This window comes from Clostridium sp. UBA4548 (assembly GCF_002387895.1).
Classification (GTDB): Bacteria; Bacillota; Clostridia; order Clostridiales; family Clostridiaceae; genus Clostridium_J.
In genome coordinates, this window is sequence record NZ_DGLI01000013.1 from 15,814 (window position 1) to 34,568 (window position 18,755).

At 32.1% G+C, this 18,755-nt stretch carries 15 protein-coding genes; 13 read left to right on the forward strand and 2 right to left on the reverse strand.

Going from position 1 to position 18,755, the window contains the following annotated elements; all coding sequences use genetic code 11:
- The first annotated feature begins 106 nt into the window (after window positions 1–106).
- The 7 genes from B3040_RS04135 to B3040_RS04165 all read left to right on the forward strand — a co-directional run bounded on the left by B3040_RS04135 (window position 107) and on the right by B3040_RS04165 (window position 8,946).
- On the forward strand, window positions 107–1,834 hold the full coding sequence (locus B3040_RS04135; protein ID WP_291570515.1) for an ABC transporter ATP-binding protein: 1,728 nt from the start codon (window positions 107–109) through the stop codon (window positions 1,832–1,834).
- 1,457 nt (window positions 1,835–3,291) lie between these two features.
- Window positions 3,292–5,145, forward strand: a complete 1,854-nt coding sequence (locus tag B3040_RS04140) for an ABC transporter ATP-binding protein (protein WP_291570768.1) — start codon at window positions 3,292–3,294, stop codon at window positions 5,143–5,145.
- 474 nt (window positions 5,146–5,619) lie between these two features.
- Window positions 5,620–6,066, forward strand: a complete 447-nt coding sequence (locus B3040_RS04145; RefSeq protein WP_291570517.1) for a GNAT family N-acetyltransferase — start codon at window positions 5,620–5,622, stop codon at window positions 6,064–6,066.
- Window positions 6,067–6,136: 70 nt separating this feature from the next.
- Window positions 6,137–6,856, forward strand: a complete 720-nt coding sequence (locus B3040_RS04150) for a MerR family transcriptional regulator (RefSeq protein ID WP_291570519.1) — start codon at window positions 6,137–6,139, stop codon at window positions 6,854–6,856.
- A gap of 174 nt (window positions 6,857–7,030) precedes the next feature.
- A complete protein-coding gene (locus tag B3040_RS04155; protein WP_291570521.1) occupies window positions 7,031–7,339 on the forward strand; it encodes a hypothetical protein in 309 nt (102 codons plus the stop codon).
- 323 nt (window positions 7,340–7,662) lie between these two features.
- A complete protein-coding gene (locus B3040_RS04160) occupies window positions 7,663–8,547 on the forward strand; it encodes a pentapeptide repeat-containing protein (RefSeq protein WP_291570522.1) in 885 nt (294 codons plus the stop codon).
- An 81-nt stretch (window positions 8,548–8,628) separates the two neighbouring features.
- Complete coding sequence (locus B3040_RS04165) at window positions 8,629–8,946, forward strand: hypothetical protein (RefSeq protein ID WP_291570523.1); 318 nt, start codon at window positions 8,629–8,631, stop codon at window positions 8,944–8,946.
- Window positions 8,947–9,158: 212 nt separating this feature from the next.
- On the opposite strand, the gene B3040_RS04170 is transcribed toward B3040_RS04165, so the two are convergent.
- The gene (locus tag B3040_RS04170) at window positions 9,159–11,078 is read right to left on the reverse strand and encodes an ABC-F family ATP-binding cassette domain-containing protein (protein ID WP_291570524.1); all 1,920 of its coding nucleotides are present in this window, start codon (window positions 11,076–11,078) and stop codon (window positions 9,159–9,161) included.
- A gap of 731 nt (window positions 11,079–11,809) precedes the next feature.
- On the opposite strand from B3040_RS04170, the gene B3040_RS04175 reads away from it, so the two are divergent.
- The 5 genes from B3040_RS04175 (at window position 11,810) to B3040_RS04195 (ending at window position 16,346) form a co-directional block, all read left to right on the forward strand.
- Window positions 11,810–12,373: a nitroreductase family protein gene (locus tag B3040_RS04175; RefSeq protein ID WP_291570525.1), complete on the forward strand. Its 564-nt coding sequence runs from the start codon at window positions 11,810–11,812 to the stop codon at window positions 12,371–12,373.
- A 252-nt stretch (window positions 12,374–12,625) separates the two neighbouring features.
- Window positions 12,626–13,150: a cysteine hydrolase family protein gene (locus B3040_RS04180; protein ID WP_291570527.1), complete on the forward strand. Its 525-nt coding sequence runs from the start codon at window positions 12,626–12,628 to the stop codon at window positions 13,148–13,150.
- 75 nt (window positions 13,151–13,225) lie between these two features.
- Complete coding sequence (locus B3040_RS04185) at window positions 13,226–14,101, forward strand: GNAT family N-acetyltransferase (RefSeq protein ID WP_291570529.1); 876 nt, start codon at window positions 13,226–13,228, stop codon at window positions 14,099–14,101.
- A gap of 350 nt (window positions 14,102–14,451) precedes the next feature.
- Window positions 14,452–15,720 (forward strand): Glu/Leu/Phe/Val family dehydrogenase, encoded by a 1,269-nt coding sequence (locus B3040_RS04190; protein ID WP_291570769.1) that lies wholly within the window; start codon window positions 14,452–14,454, stop codon window positions 15,718–15,720.
- Between the two features lie 458 nt (window positions 15,721–16,178).
- A complete protein-coding gene (locus tag B3040_RS04195) occupies window positions 16,179–16,346 on the forward strand; it encodes a hypothetical protein (protein ID WP_291570531.1) in 168 nt (55 codons plus the stop codon).
- A gap of 37 nt (window positions 16,347–16,383) precedes the next feature.
- Here the strand turns inward: B3040_RS04195 and B3040_RS04200 are convergent, their stop codons facing one another.
- Window positions 16,384–17,775 (reverse strand): MATE family efflux transporter, encoded by a 1,392-nt coding sequence (locus B3040_RS04200; RefSeq protein ID WP_291570533.1) that lies wholly within the window; start codon window positions 17,773–17,775, stop codon window positions 16,384–16,386.
- Window positions 17,776–17,871: 96 nt separating this feature from the next.
- Here B3040_RS04200 and B3040_RS04205 point away from each other — a divergent pair, with 96 nt between their 5' ends.
- Complete coding sequence (locus B3040_RS04205) at window positions 17,872–18,696, forward strand: MerR family transcriptional regulator (protein WP_291570535.1); 825 nt, start codon at window positions 17,872–17,874, stop codon at window positions 18,694–18,696.
- The last annotated feature ends 59 nt before the right edge of the window (window positions 18,697–18,755 follow it).

Genomic DNA, 18,755 nt, shown 5'->3' on the forward strand with positions numbered 1-18,755 from the left:
ATATTTTTTTAATTGGTAAGCAATTAAATATATAAGTTGAAGGAAAAAAATAATTAATAAGTAGTAAATAAAAAGAAGTTATTTAATTGTCAGGAGATGATTATCAGTGATTAAGTTATATAAAAACTTAAAGCCATATACTGCTATGGTTATTGCAGTTTTAATTTTTGTGGCTTTACAATCAATTGGAGATTTGTATCTTCCAACTTTAATGTCTGACATAATTAATGAAGGAGTTATGCAGGGAGATACAAGTAGAATTTTACAAATAGGTGGAATCATGCTTTTAGTTGCTGGAGGCGGAGTTATTGCTTCTATTCTTGCCAGTTTATTATCAGCAAAGGTTGCAACTGGACTTGGAACAATTTTAAGAAGTAAGATTTTTAGAAGAGTTGAAAGTTTTTCCTTAAATGAATTTGATAAGCTAGGAACTGCAACCCTTATTACAAGAACTACAAATGACGTTACTCAAATTCAAACAGTTACTGTAATGATAATGCGTATGATGATTAGTGCACCTATTATGGCAACAGGTGGTATTTTTATGGCTCTTAGCAAGGATAAACCACTCACTTGGGTGCTAGCAGTTTCAATACCTGTTCTTGCAATAGTTGTAGCTATACTAGCATCAAGAATGATGCCACTATTTAAGCAAGTACAAGTAAAAATTGATAGAATTAACTTAGTTCTACGGGAAAAGCTTACAGGAATAAGAGTTATAAGAGCTTTTAATACAATTGAACGTGAAAGAGTACGTTTTGATGAGGCCAATGTGGATTTAACTCAAAACTATATTAAAGTTAATAGAATTATGGCTTTCATGATGCCTTCTATTATGCTGGTGATGAACTTCACTTCTTTAGCAATTCTTTGGTTTGGTGGAATTAGAATAAGTGAAGGTAGCATGGACTTAGGAGCTCTTGCAGCCTTTACTCAATATGCAATGCAAATAATGATGTCAATGCTTATGCTAGCAATGATGTTTATAATGGTTCCTCGTGCTCAAGCAGCAGCAGTAAGAATTAATGAAGTTTTAGAAACTGTGCCTGATATAACAGATGCAGAAAACACAAAGGAAGATTTTAATGGAAAGGGTTATGTGGAGTTTAAGGATGTAACCTTTAGCTATCATGGAGCTGAACAACCAGCACTTAATAATATATCCTTTGCAGCAAAGCCAGGGGAAGTAACTGCTGTTATTGGTAGTACAGGTTCTGGTAAGTCAACCTTAGTGAACTTAATTCCAAGATTTTATGATATAGATAGTGGAAGCATTCTTGTAGATGGAGTAGATATAAGAGAGATTTCTCAGGATAATCTTCGTAATAAAATAGGCTTCGTACCGCAAAAGGCTGTGTTATTCTCAGGAACTATTTCTGAAAATATAAAGTTTGGTAATGATAAAGCTACTGAAGAAGAAATTAGACATGCAGCAGAGGTGGCACAAGCAGCTGATTTTATAGCTACTATGGATGGAGGTTATGACCATGAAATTGCACAAGGTGGTACAAATGTATCTGGTGGTCAAAAGCAACGTTTATCTATAGCACGTGCTCTAGTTAGAAGACCGGAAATATATATATTTGATGATAGTTTTTCAGCTTTAGACTTTAAGACAGATGCAAAGTTAAGAGCTGCACTTAAAAAAGAAACTCTAGAATCAACAGTAATAATTGTTGCTCAAAGGGTTGGTACAGTTATGGATGCTGATAGAATTATAGTTTTAGATGAAGGAAGAATTGCGGGAATGGGTACTCACAAAGAATTACTAAATAATTGTGATGTTTACCGTGAAATTGTATCCTCACAACTTTCAGAGGAGGAGATGAAATAGCCATGGGTGAAGATAAAAAAATAAGTCGTGGACCAAGAGGTGGAAGTGGCGGTCATGGGCCTATGGGAAGACCTGTGGAAAAGCCAAAGGATTTTAAAGGCACCTTCAGAAGATTAATTAGATATTTAAGACCCCATAAAATAAATTTAATTGTAGTTTTAATATTTGCTATTGCTAGTACTTCTTTTACAATAGCAGCACCTAAAGTTACTAGTAAAGCCATGAACAAACTTCAAAATGCGTATATGGCTCGTAAAATGCTTACTGAACTTTCAAAGGGTCAAAATGAAGCAGTGAACCAAATGAAGGATAAGATGGGCGAGGTTCAAAAGAAGGTTGTAGACCAAATTAAGGACAATATGGCTGAAGGTCAAACTAAGGCTGTGGATTCTATAACTACAAGTATGGCAGAGGCTCAAGTTAAAGCAGTAGATGAAGTTTATAAGGGAATTGCTATACAACTACACCAAGGAGTAGCTAGCGGACAAGTAACAGCAGTAGATAAAATAACTACTCAAATGGGAACAGTTCAAAAGGGGTTAGTGGCTCAGACTCAGCAACAAATGCAACAGATGCAGCAAATGCAACAAGGTGTAGCTCAAGCACCTCAAACACAGCCACAGCAAATGGACCCTAAAACTCTTGAAGCTATGCAGAACCTAATGAAGCTTCCGATGATTGAAGCTCAAGGAAGTAGACAAGAAAAAGTTAAAACAACTCTTCAATTTATTGATGTTTTGGAAGCAATGCCAGCTAATGGACAAATAGATAAGAATTCCTTAGCAAGCACAAAAGAGTTGTTAAAGCTACCTATGCTAAATAGCGTTAGTGATCCAAACCAAAAGGTTAATATAATTAAAAAGTTTATGAATATGGCAAAAACTATGCCTGGTGGACAAAGTTCCTCTATGCAGATGGATACAGCAACTATGAATAAGGCATTAGCTAAAATTCCAGAAATAAAAGACTTTAGCACTAGTTCAAACTCAACTTCAACAGGAACTATGGATAAAAGTGCAAAGACTTCTATGGAAAAATTATTAAAACTTCCAATTCTTAAGGAAATACAAGATCCAAAGGAAAAGCGTGATAATTTAATTCAGCTTGTGGATATATTTAAAAATATGCCAGCTATGTCTAGTGGTAATGCAGGTACAGAGAGCAAAATTAAGCCAGAGGATATGCAAACTGTTCAAGATTTATTAGCGCTACCAGATATAAGTAGTATTACTGATGAGGCTGAAAAAACTGCTACAGTCAGTAAACTAGTAGATATATTTAGTAAGATGCCAAAGATGAATGAAGATAGTGGAACTAGTAAAGAAAGCATGAGTCCTGAGCAGCTTAAGAATGTTCAAGATTTATTAAACCTTCCTATGATAGATACTATAACTGATCCAGAGGAAAAGACTAAGGTATTAAATCAAATGCTTACTATATTTAGCAACATGCCAGATATGGGAAGTGATACAGAAAATACAAATTCAGAAACAAAAATGGATGCTGAAGGTATAAAATCACTTCAAGAGTTCCTTGGCCTTCCAAAGCTTGATACATTAACAAATGCGGATGAAAAAGCTGATGTAGCTAGAAAAGTAATGGATTTAGGAAAGAAAATGCAAGGGACTATGGAGGATGCTCCAGCAAATCCAGAGGACAATATTAAGTTTACTGATGAACAAGTAGATTCAGTAATTAGTGCTATAAGAGAAACTAATGGCGAGTACGATTTTGTATACATTGGTCATATTGCGTTAATCTTAATAGGTATGTATATAATAAGTGCAATCTTTAGTTTAGTTATGGGACTTGTAATGTCGGGAGTATCTCAAAAAACAGTTCGTGACTTAAGAAGACAAGTAGATGAGAAACTTTCAAGATTACCTCTAAAATATTTTGATCTTCATGCTCATGGAGATATACTAAGCCGTGTTACCAATGATGTTGATACTATAGCAACAACACTTCAACAGAGTTTAACACAGATAATCACATCTGTTATAACTATAGTTGGATATATCATTATGATGCTTACAATAAGTCCAATACTTACACTAATTGTAATAGCAACCTTACCATTATATGTAATGGCTACTGCTCTTATTGCGAAGAAATCACAAAAATACTTTGCGGTTCAGCAAAAGGAAATTGGACTTTTAAGTGGACACGTAGAGGAAATGTACACTGGACACAAAATTGTTAAAGCTTTTGGACATGAAAAAGATTCTATAGAAGAATTTGAAGCAATAAACAACAGACTTATGGATACAGGTTGGAAAGCACAGTTTGTTTCTGGTATTATGTTTCCATTAATGAACTTTATCAGTAATTTAGGTTATGTGGGAATAAGTATTGTAGGGGGAATGTGGATTACTAAGAGTATTCTTGGAATCGGTGATATCCTTGCCTTTATTCAATACTCAAGATCTTTCACAATGCCAATTGTTCAAACTGCAAATATAGCTAACGTTATTCAATCGACAGTCGCTTGTGCTGAACGTGTATTCCAAATCCTTGATGAGGAAGAGGAAATTCCAGACAGTAGTGATGCAGTGGTTCTTGAAAATCCAAGAGGAGAAGTATCCTTTGACCATGTGGCCTTTAGATATAAAGAAGATGTACCACTAATTGAAGACATGAATTTACAGGTTAAACAAGGAGATACTATAGCCATAGTTGGACCAACTGGAGCAGGTAAAACTACTCTTGTTAATCTATTGATGAGATTCTACGAAATTAATTCTGGTAGGATAAGTATTGATGGAGTTGACATAACTAATATTAAACGTAGTGAACTTCGCAAAATGTTTGGTATGGTACTTCAGGATACTTGGTTATATAATGGAACAATTAAAGAAAATATAGCTTATGGAAAAGAAGGAGCTACTATGGATGAAATTGTAATGGCAGCGAAAGCAGCCCATGCAGATCACTTCATAAGAACTCTTCCACAGGGTTATGATACAGTGCTTAACGAAGAAGGAACTAATATTTCTCAAGGACAAAAACAGCTTTTAACTATAGCTCGTGCAATCCTTGCAGACCCAGCAATATTAATACTTGATGAAGCTACAAGTAGCGTTGATACAAGAACAGAAGTATTAATTCAAAAAGCTATGGCTAACTTAATGCAGGGCAGAACTAGTTTTGTAATTGCTCACAGACTTTCTACTATTCGTGATGCAGAACTTATTTTAGTTATGAATAAGGGAACAATCATTGAAATGGGAAATCATAAAGAGTTATTAAATCAAGGTGGCTTCTATGCTGATCTTTACAACAGCCAATTTGCTGGAGAAGATGCTGTTTAACAACATTTTGGAAGCTTCAAGTCTACCATATTCTAAAGTGGCAATTGCTCAGCCTAGATAAGTTGCTTTGGTAGCACTGAAAATCTGCTTCCAAAGTTGTTAACAAAATGAACTTGTTCATTATTAAAAAAATAATCCTATAGATATAGTTAAAATAATGTATAGAAACTGCTGATAGATTGATTGTCAGCAGTTTTTTTATATACAAAAATGTATTATGTAAATACTAAAATGAAGCAGATTAATGATTAGTGAAAACACATGTTCAAAAACAATTCTCAAGCTCATGTTTAGTTTGAAATATGTAGTAAACTATTGTCATACATAAAAAGGAAATAAAAGTATCTTAGAGAATATAATTGCAAAGAAGATAAATAAATAAAGATAAATATTGATATAGAAAATAAAAATTAATATTTAATTTTTATGTGAGATTAGAATACATAAAGCATTGAAAAAACAGGGGGGAGCTACATGGAAAATCTAATAATTAGGCAATGTACCTATAATGAATTGGATCATGTTATTGCCTTACAAGAGGAATGGGCTAAGGATGATATAACCTACGGATTTACACCAGCTAATAAGAAATATCTTTCTGAAAGGCTAGGAAAGTACTTTTTAGTTGCTGAAGTGCAAGAGAATATCATTGGTTTTGTAAGTGGAGTAATAAATAAAGCTAAGAATATGACAATATTCAGTGATGGAGAATTATATATTGAAATAGAAGATATATATGTGTCAAAAAACAATAGGGGACAAGGGATTGGGAATATTCTTTTAAATAAGGTGTTAGAAGTTTCAAAGGAAAATGGTATTGAGAGATCCTTACTTTATTCATCAACTAAGAACATGGAAAGCATCATAAAGTTTTATAAGAATCACGATTATAAAACTTGGTGTATACAAATGTTCAAATAAAAAATCACCTTAGGTAAGGTATTGCTTGTTACGTGGCGTAGTATGATAAATTAAAGTTGAGGTGATAGATATGAAGGAAACATTTTCAACTGGAGACATTGCAAAATTATGTAATGTTAGTGTTAGAACTGTGCAGTATTATGATAAGGAAGGAATACTAGGTCCTTCTGAACTAAGCGAAGGTGGAAGAAGAATATATTCTGAAGAAGACCTAAGGAAATTTCGATGTATTTGCCTTTATAAAGCTCTAGGCTTTTCCTTAGGAGAAATAAAAGAGGTTATGAATTCAGAAAATAGTTATAGCCTTTTAGATGAAATAATTGCAAACCAACTAACTAAAATTGATAAGGAAATTTTGGCATTAGAAAAAACAAGAAAGCAACTAAGTGTGATTTCAGAAGAATTTAGGGAAACAGGAAAAGTAAAAGTTAGGAGCATAGAAGAAATGGATACATTGGTATCAAAGAAAAATCTCCACAAAAAAACTGATGTAATGACCTATATATTTTTAGCATGTTATTTACTCTTACTTTTTACTGGATTTCCAGCCGCGATATCAATTGGTGGTATTACACCATTTATTATGGTAGTAATAACAATGGTATTATTATTTGGTTTAATTTATTATCATAGTAAGGTTAACTCTTATGTTTGCCCAAAATGTGAAAGTAAGTTTTCAATTAGCTTTTCGAGGGATATGTTTTCACTAAATGGAGGCAAAAATGGAAAATATCTTAAATGTCCTAATTGCAAGCATAAAGGTTGGTTTAAAGAAACTTATGTAGACTAAGTATTGCTGGCTATACAAAGTTTTGCAATTTGTTTTTTAGAAAAGAATAAAAGAAGCTTAGTAATTGTTATGATATTGATAAAGGTAAAATATAATTATTCATAAAGTAAAAGATATAAGCGGGGTTTTGCTTTATATTTAGTAAAGCATCAATAAATACACGGGGGAGAGAAAATGGAAAGATTTTATAAGATGGTGGAGGGAAGCTTCAAGCGTTTTCCAGAAGGAGTAGAGCCTTTTCAGATGGTTACAAGATTATTAGAAGAGTGTGGTGAGGTTGCAAGTGAAGTTAATCACTTTGAAGCTAGTGGTGTAAAAAGATTAAAGTATGGTGAACCAAGTAAGGCTGCTTTAGCTGGGGAAATACGACAAGCCATGGTAGCTTTAATGCAAATAGCAGTGTACTATTCGGCTCAAGAGGAATTAGAAAAGTCAATGAATGAATCACTAAAGAGAATGAAAGATGAAAATCTTATTGATTAGTTGAGTTATATATTATAATGTAGGTGGACTATTTTAAATGGCCCATCTTATTTGTTATACAGCAAATTTAAAAAATTTTACTTCAAGAAGTGCATGTAAGTTAACAGTTTAAACACAGGAAAGTTAAACTTAACAAAAGAATATAAATGATTAAATAACAGGTATGAAGTTGAACAAGTCTAATTCAAATGATAATATTAGATTAAAAAACTAAGGCATCTTCAAAAAAATAAGTAAATATAACTCAACGTATCCTTCACAGCTTTGAGTTGTTATTTATTTTCAGGTGCTAATGAACTGTTAAAAAATGAGGTGTAAAAACTATGAAATCTTTAGATAATAATATAAATAGTAATATGCAAAGAGCTTCTTTTGATTTTAATCGTGATAGTTTAAGAGTAGATTGTGAAAAGTGCTTTGGCCTTTGCTGTGTAGCTTTATATTTTTCGGCTTCTGAAGGCTTTCCAGAAAATAAAGATGCTGGAAAGCCCTGTATAAATCTACAACAGAACTTTCAATGTAAGGTTCATAAAGAACTAACACAGAAGGGACTAAAGGGTTGCGTAGCCTATGATTGCTTTGGAGCAGGTCAAAAGGTTGCTCAAGTAACTTACAAGGGAGAACATTGGAGAAAAAGTCCAGAGTCTGCAGATGAGATGTTTCAGGTATTCCTAATACAAAGGCAGCTTCATGAAATGCTTTGGTATCTAATGGATGGACTTAAATTTCAGGAAAATCATGTGATTCAAGAGAAACTTAGGGATATTATAAGTAAAACAGAAGAATTAACTAATCTTAGTGCAGAAAAGCTTTTAGTTTTAGATATGGTTCCACATCGAATGGCAGTTAATTCACTGCTAAAAGAAACCAGCCAAATGGTGAGAAAAAAAGTTAGAGGAAGCAATAATAATCCTCTTGGGCGTAAAAAGGTTTTTGGTGGAGGATTAAATCTTATGGGAGCAGATCTTACAAAAAAAGACTTAAGAGGTCAAGATTTAAGTGGAGCCTTTTTAATTGCTGCAGACCTAAGAGGAACAGATTTAACAGGTGCTGACCTTATAGGTGCAGATCTAAGAGACGCAGATTTACGAGGAGCAAACCTAACTAATTGTATATTTTTAACTCAAGGACAAATTAATAGTGCAAAAGGTGATTTAACTACAAAATTACCAGAGGCTCTTTTGGTGCCAACACACTGGAAAAAATAAAATGTTTTATAAAAATGAGAAGATTCACAGATTCAGTCATGATTTTTCTCATTTTTTCATTAACTTAAGGGAGGAATTAAAATGATTATCCAATGGATATTCTTATGTATTATAGTTTGCTTTTTAGCTTTTTCATACATTAAACAGTTTTCACTTAAATCAAGGCTCACTTTTCTTGTAACAGTTTTTGTAGTATCCCTAATTTTAGCTTTACTGATTCCTATATTTAAAATTTCTATTATTACGCTGTTAGCACTATTCTTTATTGAAAACATATGGCTTTTATTAGCTTTGGTGCTATTTATAGATATGATAATAGGAAAGAAAAACAAAGTGACAATGATTGTTTTAGCAATTGTGTGCCTAACTATATATTTTTATCTTCGTACTATGATTTAATAAAAAGTTTTGTAAGACTTTAATTTCTTGGTGTAGAAAAAAGAAAAGTTAAAGATTAATTACTTTTTTAAAAGGAATCACGAAAAGTTATTCTTAGACCTGAATCTTAATAAATATAATAAGAAACAATTTACTCTTATGTAAATCTGATTGAGCATAAGGGAAAAACAGAGTTACTCAAATTATCATTTTGAGTAACTCTGTTTCAATTTTTAATTAGCTTCACTATTAGAGTTTATCCATTCAGAAAGCAAATCTTCCAACTGTTCACTTAATTCTTCTTTTTTAGCATAAAGCTTGGCAAGCTCTTCATAATTATAGGCGCAGTTATCCATAAGATTATGAATTTCACGAAGCTCTTCTTCTAAGAATTTAATGCTATGATCCAGTTTTTCCATATGGAAGTTTGATTTTTTAGAATTATTATCTGGCTTCATAGTTGGTTTTTTTGACATAACTTTCTTAGTTATGTCACTGTCAACTGACTTGGATAGTAATAATTGGAGTTTGCTGTTTTTATAAAAATCATAGTTGCCAGAGTAACTTACCAGTTTATTGTCCTCCAGGGCAATTATTCTATCACAGACTTTATTTATAAAATACCTATCATGGGATATAAAAAATATAGTGCCATTAAAATCCTCTAGTGCAGTTTCTAAGGTTTCAATTGACTCAATATCAAGATGGTTAGTTGGTTCATCAAGTATGAGTAGATTTATCGCATCATATAGAAGCATGCTTAGCTTAAGCCTAACCTTCTCACCACCAGATAAGTGTTTTACCTTTTGATAAACAGTTTTTCCAAAGAACATAAACTTAGAAAGATATTCCCTAGCTTTTCCCTCCAGAATATTTCTATCTTCTCTAAAGCATTCAATAACTGTACAATCTTCATTACTAAAAGTAATTTCCTGTGGTAAATAGGCATGTTTTACATTAGCTCCTATTTCTAAAATTCCACTATCCATATTCATGTTACCTAAAAGCATTTTTAAAAATGTAGTTTTGCCACTACCATTAGGACCTATGAGAGCTACTCTTTCACCGTAGTAAATGTTTAACTCAGCTTTACTTAATATAACTTTATCATTAAAGCTCTTACAGATTTTAGAACCTTTTATCACATTAGAGCCTGACCTTTCTGTATCCTTAAAATCAAATTTAATGTTTTGTTTTTTAAATACTGGTTTATCAATCTTATCAAGTTTATCTAACTTTTTTTGAATACTTGCAGCCCTAGTATAATGTTCCCAAGACCTAAGTCTTTTAACGGCACTTTCCATAGCTTTTATTTTGCTTTGCTGATCTTTGTAATCCTTAAATTGCTCCAGCATATTATCTTCTTTTTGACTAACATAGTCAGAATAATTCCCATCATACTGTGTATTTTGTTTATTTTCAATTTCAATAACCTTGGTCACCACATTATCTAAGAAGTACCTATCGTGGGAAACAACCATAACAATGCCATTGTAATTTCTAAGATATCCTTCAAGCCATTCTATAGAATCCATATCCAAATGATTTGTAGGTTCATCAAGAAGTAAAATATCAGGGTTTTCTAAAAGTATTTTTCCAAGACTTACTGTGGTTTTTTCTCCACCACTTAAAATATTAAAGTCCTTGTTTAAGAAAGCATCATCAAATTTTAACCCCTTGCATATCTTACTTAATTTCTCCTCTATATCATAGCCGCCTTTAGTGATATACACCTCTTGGAGGTCACTATACCGTTTTAATACTCTCTCGAGCTCTTCTCCTTCTAGAGTAGACATAGTATTTTCCAGTTCTCTAAGATTTTTTTCAATGGTATAAACTTCTTCAAAGGCAGATTTTAAAATATGAATAACCTTTAAGTTTCCAGCATACTCTGGAAGTTGATTAAGATATCCAACAGTAACTCCCTTAGGAATTTTAATCCAGCCTTTTAGCCTGCCATCACGTGAATCTAATCTATCATCTCTATCCATTGGTTCTATGCCAGCTAGTAGTTTTAAAATAGTGCTTTTTCCGCAACCATTCCTACCTACAAGGGCAACTCTTTCTTTATCATATACAGTAAAAGTTATATTATTTAATACTAAATTATCTCCAAATCTTTTCATAATACGATACATTGTAAATTCAATCATCTATAATTCCTCATCTCATAAAATAATAATCCAAATACTTAAGGCAATTATTAGATAACTTACTACCTTCTAAGGGGTATCCAAGAAGCCTAAAAAGGTTTAATAAAAAATCTATGAAAAATAAAAAGACCCTAAGAAAGAATATTCTTACGGTCTAAAAATAGCTTTAATTTATAAAATCAAAGGTATATAAATACAACTAGCCTTAATAAAGATATTGTTTAAAATATCTTGACTAAAGAGTAAATTTATATAAGAACTCTGCTTAAATAATTAAATATATTTCAGTAAAGTAAGTTATCTTCTAAATTGCTAATTTCATTTAAAGAGCGAAACAAATAAGCTTAACCTAAAATAGGCAAAGACCATACTCTTTAAAAATATCTATTAATTTAAAAATAAAATTAATGTTAGCAATTAGCTGGTGTCATAACTTACTTCCTCCTTTATATTTAACAATACCTATATTTTACAATATATTCATATAATTGTAAATAGTTTAAATTTAATGTAAAATTTAGTTTATATAAGTGGGGTAATGAAAATAGTTAAACTATATTAAAACTTAAAAAGTTAGGGTGTTTAGAATCTAACTTTTAAGCTAATTTTACAGAAATATATTATCTAGTAGGCTCTACCATATTTTAAATATTATAAAAAAGATGGACTTTTAGATTTGTAGGGTTTTGTATATAGCCAACTGATGAATTGAGTAAAAAGGAGGATTTAAGGTGGAGGTAATTGAAGCAATTTATGCGAGAAGAAGTATTAGGAAGTATTTAGACAAGAAGGTGGAAAGAGATACGATTATGATTTTATTAAAGGCAGCTACCTCAGCACCAACAGCAGCTAATTGTCAACCTTGGGAGTTTGTGGTTGTTGATGAAGAGGACAAACTTTCTGAGTTAAAAGACAAATTGATTTTTGCAAGATACAATGCTCCAGTGGCTATTGTGGTGTGTGGAAATATGAAATTAGCTTTTAAAGGACCAGGAAAAGAAATGTGGGTACAAGATTGCAGTGCAGCTATAGAAAACGTTTTAATTGCTGCTACAGGAATTGGACTTGGTTCAGTATGGATAGGAGTTTATCCTGTGGAAAGCAATGTAAGTGCAGTTAAAGCATTATTGAATATGCCAGAGCATGTTATCCCTGTTGGTGTTGTGTTAATTGGATACCCAGCAGAGGAGAAAGAAGCAAGAAGTAGACTGAACGAGAAAAGAGTATATTGGCAAGAATATGAGCCTGACCGTAAACATAAGAAAAAGGATAAACCAGTAATAGGACATTACTAGAGAAGTAAGGTATAAGAAATATTCCCCATTTATGGTAGAGTAAATAATAAACGAATCATAAGTTTTTTACCAAAGTTGGATAATTGAATATATGCCACAATATGTATAATATAAAATGTTCCTCAATAAGCTTTAATATGAGTGAGGAATTTTTAATCAATGATTTATCAAATAATTAAAGTAAGATATAATTAAATGCATAAATTATTCATTAATAAAGCTTAATATAATGAGATTGAAAGGGATGTTAGAATGGTTTTACTAGTAGTTGATACACAAAAGTTAATAACAAATGAGAAATTATATGAATTTGATACCTTTGTATATAATGTTAAAAAACTAATAAATAAGGCTAGAGAAAATGATATTGAAGTAATATATGTACGTCATGATGATGGACAAGGTAGCGAGTTAACAAAAGGAACTGAGGGTTTCGAAATATATGAAGAGTTTAAGCCAATGGATGGAGAAAAAATATTTGATAAAAATGTTAATAGTGCATTTAAAGGAACTGGATTATTAGAGTATCTATCAAATAACGGTGAAAAAGAGGTAATTATTGTTGGGCTACAAACAGACTATTGTATTGATGCTACTATAAAATGTGGATTTGAACATGGACTGCATATTATAGTTCCAGCATATGCGAATACAACAGTGAATAATAAGTTTATGTCAGCGGAACAAAGCTATAGATATCACAATGAATTTATGTGGAATGGTAGATATGCAAAATGTATTTCAGTGGAAGAAACAATTAAAAAACTGAATGATTAAATTCAGGTTATAGAATTTAAAGGGGAATATGAGTTCAATGGATCCTCTTATCCATTGTGAGGGGGAGTAAGTTATATGAAGGTGCAAGAATTAAGTAATGAAGAACTTAGTGAGTTCTTAGAATACTGTGGGAAATATGGTAGAGAACATGATGAAAGCTATTTGCCAGATGATAAATTTGTTATAAATGAAGATAATCCAACTTATATATTATTAAATCATGATGAAAAAATAGTTGGTGCAGTATCTTTAATTATGACACCACAATTCCGAGTTTCTAGTAAAGCTAGATTTAGAATATTTCATTCAATAGCTAATGATATTGAAGCATATAAACTACTATTAGATGCTGTTAGAAATCATGTTAAGGGTATAGAAACTGTGTATTTATTTTTACCAAAAGAAAAATCTAACACTGGAGAAGTTTTTGTAAAATTAGGCTTCCATATTACAAGATATTCTTATTATATGGAAAGATGCGGCAAGGAATCGGTAAAGCCGAACTTCCCTAAGGATATTCAATTAAGGCCAGTTAGGGAAGGTGTAGATGAAGAAGTATGGTGTGATATTATAAATGAATGTTTTGCTAACTTGGCTGGGCATGTACATTGTACCCAAGATAAGGTTATAGAAATGTTAAGGGATGAGGAACTAATTAAAGATGGAATGATGATATTATGGGATGGTGATAAAGCCATAGGAACTTTATGTGTAAGTGCAGAGGAATCTGAGGGGAATTTATTTGCATTTATTGGTGCTGTGGCTATAATTCCAGAGTATAGGGGAAGAAATCTTGGAAGAAATTTAATCAGAGCAGCGGTGCAATTTGGAAGGGATAATGGCTATGAGAATTCTTCGCTATCAGTAAATGCTGAGAATACTAATGCAGCAAAGTTGTATCTAAGCGAAGATTTTGAAGAGAAGGCCGTAATGGTGTGCTATAATATTTAAATATGTTTATTTTAAGAAAAGATATAATAATGGAAAATGTGCTATCTAAATATGTATTAGGTGGCGCATTTTTATTTATGAATTAAGTATTAGGTTGGGTTAATAAAAATCCTAATAATATTATGTGAATAGTTGTAAAAGTTAACAAATTGAAAATTATCATTCATAATGAGTGATATATGATTGAAATCTTGCATAATATATTATATAATAAAAGTATCACCAGTGGTAAAATATGACATAATCAACTTCAACCTATTTTAATAATTCTATGCTAAATAGGGACTTGGATATTACATAGCAAGAATTATATAGCAAATCTTTTTTAATAAATTATAGGGGGTAACAGTATTATGAAAGAAAATTTGAATCCATTTGAAAATGCTCAAAAAATGCTTAAGGAGGCTTGTGACAAACTTGGGACTGAACCAGCAGTTTACGAAATTTTAAGTGAGCCTTTAAGGGTAATTGAAGTGTCAATTCCAGTAAAAATGGATGATGGAAGTATTAAAGTATTTAAAGGGTTCCGTTCACAGCATAATGATGCAGTTGGTCCAACAAAGGGTGGAATTAGATTTGACAAGGACGTTACAAGAGATGAAGTAAAAGCTTTATCACTTTGGATGACTTTTAAGTGTGGTGTAACAGGAATACCTTATGGAGGTGGAAAGGGAGGCATTATTGTTGATCCTTCAACGCTTTCCAAAGGAGAACTTGAAAGATTGAGCAGAGGATATATTGATGGAATATATAAGCTAATTGGTGAGAAGGTCGATGTTCCAGCTCCAGATGTAAATACAAATGGACAAATAATGGCTTGGATGGTTGACGAATATAATAAGCTTGTAGGTCATAGTGCTCTTGGAACATTAACAGGAAAGCCCGTAGAGTTTGGAGGCTCAAAGGGAAGAACAGCAGCTACAGGATTTGGGGTAGCGGTTACAATAAGAGAAGCATTAAACAAGTTAAATATTAATATAAATAGTGCTACAGTTGCTATTCAGGCATTTGGAAATGTTGGAAGTCATACGGCTACAATTATTGAAAAAATGGGAGCAAAAGTAGTTTCAATATTAGAATATGACAGAGTAGAAAAGAGAACCTATGGAATTTATAATGAAAATGGATTAGCTACTAAGGAATTAGCCGTATATTATGAAAAGAATCATACGCTACTTGGTTTTCCAAATTCAAAGGAGATAACTGCAGATGAGTTTTGGTCTTTAGCTGTGGATGTTCTAGTGCCAGCAGCAAGAGAAAACCAAATCACTTTAGATAATGTAGATACAATAAAGGCAAAAATAATAGCTGAAGCTGCCAATGGACCTATTACCCCAGATGCCGACAAAATACTAAACGCTAAAGATATATTAGTAATACCAGATATTTTAGCCAATGCTGGTGGTGTAACCGTTTCCTATTTTGAATGGGTTCAAAACCTCTATGGATATTATTGGAGTGAAGAAGAAGTTGAGGATAAAGAAGAAAAAGCAATGATAAGTGCTTTTAATGATATATGGAAGATAAAAGAAGAATACAAGGTTTCTATGAGGAATGCTGCTTATATGCACTCAATAAAACGAGTAGCAACAACTATGAAGCTTAGAGGTTGGTACTAATATATTGGTTATGTAATTTCTAAATTTTAAAAGATATATACCATAGTACACAGTGAAAAACTCTTATCCTGTAAATGGATAAGAGTTTTTAATTTAGCCAAATAACATAGTAGTATAGGGTTCTTTGTTCATATTTAGTGAGAGCACAAAAGCTAGTATATTAAATATGAACTTTTCTTAAAACATAAGGTATAAATAAAGTCTGCTGAAGAAAAGTATGCAACTTTGATGCAATTTTGATTGAAGTTTGATACAGCCCACTTTTAATATTGAATTACAAGGTAGCCCTTTATGGCAATTAAAGAGATGCCATAAAACAAAGCCGTTAACAATTGAATAACGAAAGCTGAATTTAACATAGAATGAAGAAAAAATTCTAGTGTTAGTAATAGTAATTACTTTTCCCTAGAGTTTTGAAGTAGAAATAAAAAGTACTTTTGAAAGGGGATAATATATTTATGAAATTTCATAGTGGAAAAATTAAAAAACGACATAAAATTACATTGAAAGATGTATTTCAGGCATTAAATAAATTTAACTTAATTAGAGATTACTCTAGAGGGATAGATTGCTCAGAACTTAATTTTGATTATGTGTCTTACAATTCTAAGGATATTAAAGCCTGAACTAGACACTAGTTTTTATATTTAATATTAATTAAATTTAGTCCATTTTGAATTTTCTTTTCCAAGCACCACTTTTAAAGCGTACGAAAAGTAAAGCAAAACGAACTACGTTATCTGCTATCATACAAAGCCATACGGAGTTTAGACCCAGGTGAAAAACAGATACGCATAAGTAGGTGGAAATAATTCTTACTCCCCACATAGATAATATTGATATAAATACAGGAGTTTTAGTGTCTCCTATGCCATTAAATATTCCTTCTAATATTATTAGTGCGCCAAACATAGGTTCAGAAACCGCTACAATACGAAGTACAGAAGAACCATATTTGATAACCTCAGGGTCATTTATAAAAATAGACATCATAGTCTCAGGAAAGAAAAACAATACGGCTCCTGTTATAGTCATTATTGTAACTGCAAGCCACATTATTGTTATAGAGGTTTGCTGAAATTTTTTTTCATCTTTTTCACCTAGAGCATTTCCAACAAGCGTTGAAGTAGAGGCTTGCATGCCGTAGCCAGGAATGTAAAATGCTTCTTCGGCAGTTAAGGCGATGGAATGCGCAGCAAAAGCTATAGTACCCAGGCTTGTTACAAGAGAAGAAAAAACAACTTGACCTAGACAAGTTATGGTACGCTCAACAGTCACAGGAAAACCAACGCTAATGCATCTTTTCATTATGGGAAGGTGAAGTTTTATCTTTTCACCTTTAGGTGATACTAATTTATTTTTATAAAGAGCAAAAAACATTAAAAACCCGCTTATGGTGTAAGATATGGCTGTAGCTATGGCAGAACCAATTACACCTAAACCTGCTCCATAGGTAGGTATTTCTAAGCTTCCAATAGATAAAGTTTGGTTTCCATAAATTAATAGAAAGTTTAATACAATATTAGTTAGATTCATAATCAGATTAATCCTCATAGGTGTTTTTGTATCCCCTGTAGAGCGAAGGACAGCACCAAAAACTATGGTTGAAACACGGAATAGCATAGGCATACATATGATGGCAAAGTAAATGGATGCATCCTTTTGAATTTCTGGAGCGGCTCCTAACCATTTAGGCAAAAATGGGCTGACGCTTAGGGTAGCGACAGATAAAATTATTCCTAATATAAAGGTTATTATAATAGATTGAATTGAGGCTAGTTTTGTTTCTTCAAATTTTTTAGCACCTATGGAATAGGAGATGCAGGATAGAACACCGATGCCCATGGCAAAGGAGGGGCTATTTACAAGCCAGTTCACTGTAATAGTAAGTCCAACTGCAGCAGAGGCCTGAGCACCTAGTTGTCCAACCATTGCAGAACCTACATATTGTACTGCAGTCTGTAGAGCTTGTTCAACTATAGAAGGCCAGGATAGAGCCCAGATGTTAGCAATCATTCCTTTTCTTTCAGTAATATTTTTCACAATACTTTCCATAAATATCTCCTTATTCTTATAAGCATATATTGTTATTGTTTTACATTTGTTATAATAAGGGGTATAGCAACTATATAGTCAAGAGGATTGATAAGCATGAATAATAAAATATATTTATCAACTGGGGAATTAGCACAAATGCTTGGAGTTACAAAGCAGACAGTAATTTATTACGATAAAATAGGACTAATTTCCCCAATAAAACGTGGTGAAAAGGATTATAGATACTATACTTTAGAGCAGGCAGATGAATTAGACTCTATTCTAACTTTTAGAAATTTAGGAGTACCTATTAATATTCTTAAGGAGTATTTAAGTGTGCGAAATGCAGAAGGATGCATTGAGATGCTCAGGAAGCAAAAGGAAAAAGTTGATTTAGAGATTCAAAAATTAGATAAAATTAGAAGAAAGATTGAGGGAAGATCAAGATTACTAGAACAGGTTTTGGGCATTAGTGACTTTGAAAAGGTGGTATTTTCAACAGAAAGCAAGGAGTACTATATGATAGAACCTTGTATGGAGGAGAATGAAAAGGCATTTATGCAAAGCTTTATTGCTATTTGTAGTAGGTCAAAAGAGCTCCAGATAGATTTTGAAAATCCTATTTGCAATATAATTACAAAGGAGGCTTTAGAACTAGGTCTTTATAAAAAAGTGACTTATTTTGGAATAAGAATACCTGAAGATTTTGAGGGACAGTTAACTAATAAGTACGAAAAGTCCTATGGAATCTATGCATCAACTTATCATAAAGGTTCTTATGATACCATGTACCTTTCTTATGAAAGATTGTTAAATGGCATAAAGGAACAAGGCTATAGTATATGTGGAAATGCATATGAAGTTGATTTGCTTAGTACTCTTACTAATGCGGACAGTAATGAATATTTAAAGTTGATTTCAATACAAGTTTGTAAGTGAAAATAAATTCATAATAGTTAGGATTAAGTTGTTAAAGAAATTCCATATAGGTGTTCCTT

Excerpts from the sequence above, each read along its gene's own strand:
- B3040_RS04200 (WP_291570533.1), bottom strand. The coding sequence starts at position 17,775 with ATGGAAAGTATTGTGAAAAATATTACTGAAAGAAAAGGAATGATTGCT.
- B3040_RS04150 (WP_291570519.1), top strand. The coding sequence starts at position 6,137 with ATGAAGGAAACATTTTCAACTGGAGACATTGCAAAATTATGTAATGTT.
- B3040_RS04140 (WP_291570768.1), top strand. The coding sequence starts at position 3,292 with ATGGGAAGTGATACAGAAAATACAAATTCAGAAACAAAAATGGATGCT.
- B3040_RS04205 (WP_291570535.1), top strand. The coding sequence starts at position 17,872 with ATGAATAATAAAATATATTTATCAACTGGGGAATTAGCACAAATGCTT.
- B3040_RS04180 (WP_291570527.1), top strand. The coding sequence starts at position 12,626 with ATGGTTTTACTAGTAGTTGATACACAAAAGTTAATAACAAATGAGAAA.
- B3040_RS04160 (WP_291570522.1), top strand. The coding sequence starts at position 7,663 with ATGAAATCTTTAGATAATAATATAAATAGTAATATGCAAAGAGCTTCT.
- B3040_RS04185 (WP_291570529.1), top strand. The coding sequence starts at position 13,226 with ATGAAGGTGCAAGAATTAAGTAATGAAGAACTTAGTGAGTTCTTAGAA.
- B3040_RS04165 (WP_291570523.1), top strand. The coding sequence starts at position 8,629 with ATGATTATCCAATGGATATTCTTATGTATTATAGTTTGCTTTTTAGCT.
- B3040_RS04195 (WP_291570531.1), top strand. The coding sequence starts at position 16,179 with ATGAAATTTCATAGTGGAAAAATTAAAAAACGACATAAAATTACATTG.
- B3040_RS04155 (WP_291570521.1), top strand. The coding sequence starts at position 7,031 with ATGGAAAGATTTTATAAGATGGTGGAGGGAAGCTTCAAGCGTTTTCCA.
- B3040_RS04145 (WP_291570517.1), top strand. The coding sequence starts at position 5,620 with ATGGAAAATCTAATAATTAGGCAATGTACCTATAATGAATTGGATCAT.
- B3040_RS04170 (WP_291570524.1), bottom strand. The coding sequence starts at position 11,078 with ATGATTGAATTTACAATGTATCGTATTATGAAAAGATTTGGAGATAAT.